This window comes from Micromonospora sp. NPDC049580 (assembly GCF_040675595.1).
Lineage (GTDB): Bacteria > Actinomycetota > Actinomycetes > Mycobacteriales > Micromonosporaceae > Micromonospora.
Window position 1 is genome coordinate 1 of the sequence record NZ_JBFAPG010000557.1, and the last position, 3,824, is coordinate 3,824.

Consider the following 3,824-nt stretch of genomic DNA (forward strand, 5'->3'; position numbering starts at 1 on the left):
CGCTGCGCCGCTTCGAGGTCTCGGCCGCCGAGGTGGGTGCGCTCGACCTGCACGGTCGAGCGGAGATAGCGGTGGCCGTGGTCGCCGCCGAAGCGGCGCACGTCCGCGAGGTGCTCGACTCCTGCGAGCGCCTGGTGGCCGCGCGTCCCGAGGTCGAGTTGTTGTCGGTCCGGCGCCGGCTGTACGGCGTGGACGACGACTGAAACGGGGTGCCGGCGGTGCCGGGCGACCGGTGCCGCCGCGAAGGTAGTGTTCGAGATGTTGGCCGGTCGGGCCGGCGGCCCCCGGGTCGCCGGGTCGGCCGGGAGCAGGACGCCGTGGAGGTGGCGAGATGTCTGATCCGGCCAAGGTACGCCGGCACGCGGAACGGGTGCGTGAGCTGGTCGCGTCGGTGGTGCGGAGCCAGATCAAGGACCCGCGGCTCGGCATGATCACCATCACCGATGCCCGGATCACCGCTGACCTGCGCGACGCGACGGTCTTCTACACGGTCCTTGGCGACGCGGTGGCCCAGGCGGACACCGCGGCGGCTCTGGAGAGCGCCAAGGGCCTGCTGCGCAGCACGGTCGGCAAGGCGCTCGGGCTGCGGCACTCGCCGACGCTCACCTTCGTCCTGGACGACGTGCAGGACCAGGTCAAGCACATCGACGATCTGCTCGCCGCCGCCCGCAACGCCGACGCGGAGGTGCAGCGGCTGGCCGCCCGGGCGGAGTACGCGGGCGAGGCGCAGCCGTACCGGGTCGACGACGACGAGAACGAGGACGAGACCGACGACGACGAGGCCGACGTGGCCGCCGACGTCACGGAGATCCCCCGGGGTGGGGCAGCGCGGTGACGGGCGCCGCCGGTGCCCAACTCGTCGCGCCGGTCGACGCCGGCCCGGACGAGGCGGACTGGGCCGCGGCCCAGGCGCTGATCCGCGCCGTCGGGCCGACCAGCCGGGTGCTGTTGATCTGCCATGTCAACCCGGACGGCGACGCGCTGGGCAGCATGCTCGGCTTCGGTCTGGGCCTGCGCCAGCTCGGCGTACACCGGTTGCAGGCGACCTTTCCCGGGCCGCCGGAGGTGCCCGAGCCGTTCCGGGGGCTGCCCGGCCTGGAGCTGCTGGTCCCGGCGAGCGCCGCGGACCCGGCTCCGGATCTGGTGATCTGTTTCGACGCGGCCAGCGAGTCGCGCCTCGGTGAGCTGGCCGGTCGGTTGTCGACGGCTCCTGCCGTGCTGGTGCTCGACCACCACGCCTCGAACCCGGGCTTCGGCACCGTCAACCTGGTCGACCCGCGGGCCGCCGCCACGTCGGTGGTGGCCGAGCAGTTGTTGGCGCGACTGGGCGTACCGCTGGATCGGGCCATCGCCGAGTGCCTGTACGTGGCGCTGACCACGGACACCGGCTCGTTCCGGTTCGAGGCGACCACTCCGGCGGTGCACCAGCTTGCCGCCCGGCTGCTGTCCACCGGCATCTCGCCCGGGGACATCTCCCGGCGGGTGTTCGACACCCGACCCTTCGGCGCGGTCCGCCTCTTCGGGGAGGTGCTCGGCCGTGCTCGGCTGGAGCCGGCCGCCGCCGACGGCCGGGGGCTGGTGTGGACCTTCGCCACCCTCGACGACCTGGCCCGCCACGACCAGCGCCCGTACGTCCTGGAGGCGCTGATCGACTCGGTGCGCTGCACCGCCGAGGCGGACGTGAGCTGCGTGCTGAAGCAGACCGCCCCCGACGAGTGGGCCGTGTCGATGCGGAGCAAGGGCGCGGTGAACGTCAGTCGCGTGGCGGTGGCGCTGGGCGGGGGCGGCCACACCTTCGCGGCCGGTTTCACCGGTCGGGGGACCGCCGAGCACGTCATCGAGGCGATCCGCGGCGAGCTGGCCGGGGCACTGATCACCGGCGACGCCTGACCGCTCCCGGGCCGTCCGGCAGCCGACCAGGCCCGTCCACGTTCCGTCCGAGGCGGGAAGTTCAGGGTCAGCTCCGGGGGGTGTCGGTCTAGCCGCGCTCCGTGAGAACGGGAAGAATTGCGGGATGGAGCAGCCGCACGACCTCACCGTGGAGGCCCCCCGAGCCTGGGACCGGCCCGCCGTCTCCGTCCCGGTTCTCCTCTGCCTGTCCCTCGTTGGCGGCCGGTTCGCGTCGTTCTCCACCGAGGCCAATCTCTACACGCTCGGCACCGGCGGCGTGTTGATCTGGCTCGGTCTGAGCAACCGGGTGCCCCGGCGGCCGGCGCCGCGTCGGCTGGGCCCGAAAGCGGCGTGGTGGGCGCTGCCGGTGGTGGTCTTCGGGGTTTTCGAGGGCGCGACCTTCGTGTTGGCCGTGGGCGACGACTTCCCCACCTTCTCCCGGTTGGCCGACCCCTTGCTGGAGGATCATCTGACCCGGTCGGCGGCCTGGTTCGCCTGGCTGGCCGCGTTCTGGGGGCTGGCGCGGCGATGATGCGGGCACTCGCGATCGGCGGTTTCCTCACCGCCCTGGCCCTGTTCGTCGGGGTCGAGTGGCTGGCCCGGCGGGAGGGATCCCGCATACCGACCCTGGGCGAGGTCTGCGCGTACGTGATGCGCTACGAGGTCGGTTCGGTGCCGGTGGGCAGGATCGGTCTGTTCGGGTTCTGGTGGTGGCTGGGCTGGCACTTCCTGGCCCGCTGAGCCGGGCTGCCGACCGTCCAAATGGCGGGAACCGGGAGCAGCATGTGGACCTGAACGATAACTTGGGAGGCGGCCGGCATCACGTGGTGATGCAGGTCGTGGGCGGTGGTGCCACACCTCGCGCTGCCTCCCTCCAGGGTCGGACCGACCCGGGCTCACGCTGCCCAGTCGGCTGCTCCGGTAACCCCGGACCGCCGTGGGGCGCTCAGCACGACCGCCCGTGAGGGCTGCCGCGTGCCGGTGGCTCGCACCCTGGAAGGAGCGCCACCATGCCGAACAAGCCCAAGCCCGAGACCACCACCGACGACGCCCGCGAGCAGGCCCGCCGCGCACTGCAGACGTCGATGGACACCCGCCAGTGAGCCAGTCCTCCGGGCGGTGACGCCGCCGATCGAGTAAGTCCTCGGCGGGATTGCGACCCTTACCGTCGTCGTGCCAGGATCGGCGGCGATGAGCCACCCTGCCACCACCGACCGATCCGCCTCGCCACGCCGCATCGCCGGCCTCGCGTTGCCGGCCCTCGTCGTCCTCGCCGCCGAGCCGCTCTACGTGCTCGTCGACACGGCCGTCGTCGGTCACCTCGGTCGGGTGCCCCTCGCGGCGCTCGCCGTCGGCGGCACGGTGATGACGCTCACCGCCTGGCTCGGCACCGTCGTCGCGTACGGCACCACCGGGCGGTCGGCCCGCCGCTTCGGCGCCGGCGACCGGGCGGCGGCCGTGGCCGAGGGAGTCCAGTCGTCGTGGCTAGCGTTCGGCGTCGGGCTGCTGGTCGCGATCGGCATGCAGATCGGCGGGGGCGCGCTGGCGCGTACCCTCGCCGGAGGTGCCGGCGACGTGGCCGACGCCGCCGCCGGGTGGCTGCGGATCGCGGCGCTCGGCGCCCCCGGCCTGCTGCTCGCCGCCGCCGGCAACGGCTGGCTGCGCGGCGTGCAGGACACCCGGCGGCCGCTGTTCTTCGTGCTCGGCCCCAACCTGCTCTCCGCGCTGCTCTGCCCGCTGCTGGTCTATCCCGGTGGGCTCGGCCTGACCGGTTCGGCGGTCGCCAACGTGGTCGCCCAGACCATCGCCGGCGGGCTCTTCGCCGCGGCGCTGGTCGCCGAACGGGTCTCGCTGCGGCCCCGACCGCGGGTGATCCGCCAGCAACTCGTGCTCAGTCGGGACCTGCTGATCCGGGGCGTGGCGTTCCAGGCCAG

The 3,824-nt window shown here is 73.5% G+C and carries 6 protein-coding genes; all 6 read left to right on the forward strand.

Annotated features, from left to right (window positions below; translation table 11 throughout):
- Positions 1-203 (forward strand): DUF503 family protein (locus AB0J68_RS28960; protein WP_363941666.1); only part of this gene is annotated, 203 nt, incomplete at its 5' end.
- 128 nt (positions 204-331) lie between these two features.
- Entirely contained in the window at positions 332-835 is a 504-nt protein-coding gene (gene rbfA / locus AB0J68_RS28965) for a 30S ribosome-binding factor RbfA (RefSeq protein WP_355133463.1), read from the forward strand.
- Entirely contained in the window at positions 832-1,890 is a 1,059-nt protein-coding gene (locus AB0J68_RS28970) for a bifunctional oligoribonuclease/PAP phosphatase NrnA (RefSeq protein ID WP_363941669.1), read from the forward strand. The genes rbfA and AB0J68_RS28970 overlap by 4 nt, the downstream gene beginning before the upstream one ends.
- Before the next feature lie 124 nt (positions 1,891-2,014).
- A complete protein-coding gene (locus tag AB0J68_RS28975; protein WP_363941672.1) occupies positions 2,015-2,422 on the forward strand; it encodes a hypothetical protein in 408 nt (135 codons plus the stop codon).
- Complete coding sequence (locus AB0J68_RS28980; protein WP_234588302.1) at positions 2,422-2,631, forward strand: DUF6186 family protein; 210 nt, start codon at positions 2,422-2,424, stop codon at positions 2,629-2,631. The genes AB0J68_RS28975 and AB0J68_RS28980 overlap by 1 nt, the downstream gene beginning before the upstream one ends.
- Before the next feature lie 450 nt (positions 2,632-3,081).
- On the forward strand, positions 3,082-3,824 hold a 743-nt coding region (locus tag AB0J68_RS28985; RefSeq protein ID WP_363941675.1), incomplete at its 3' end, for an MATE family efflux transporter.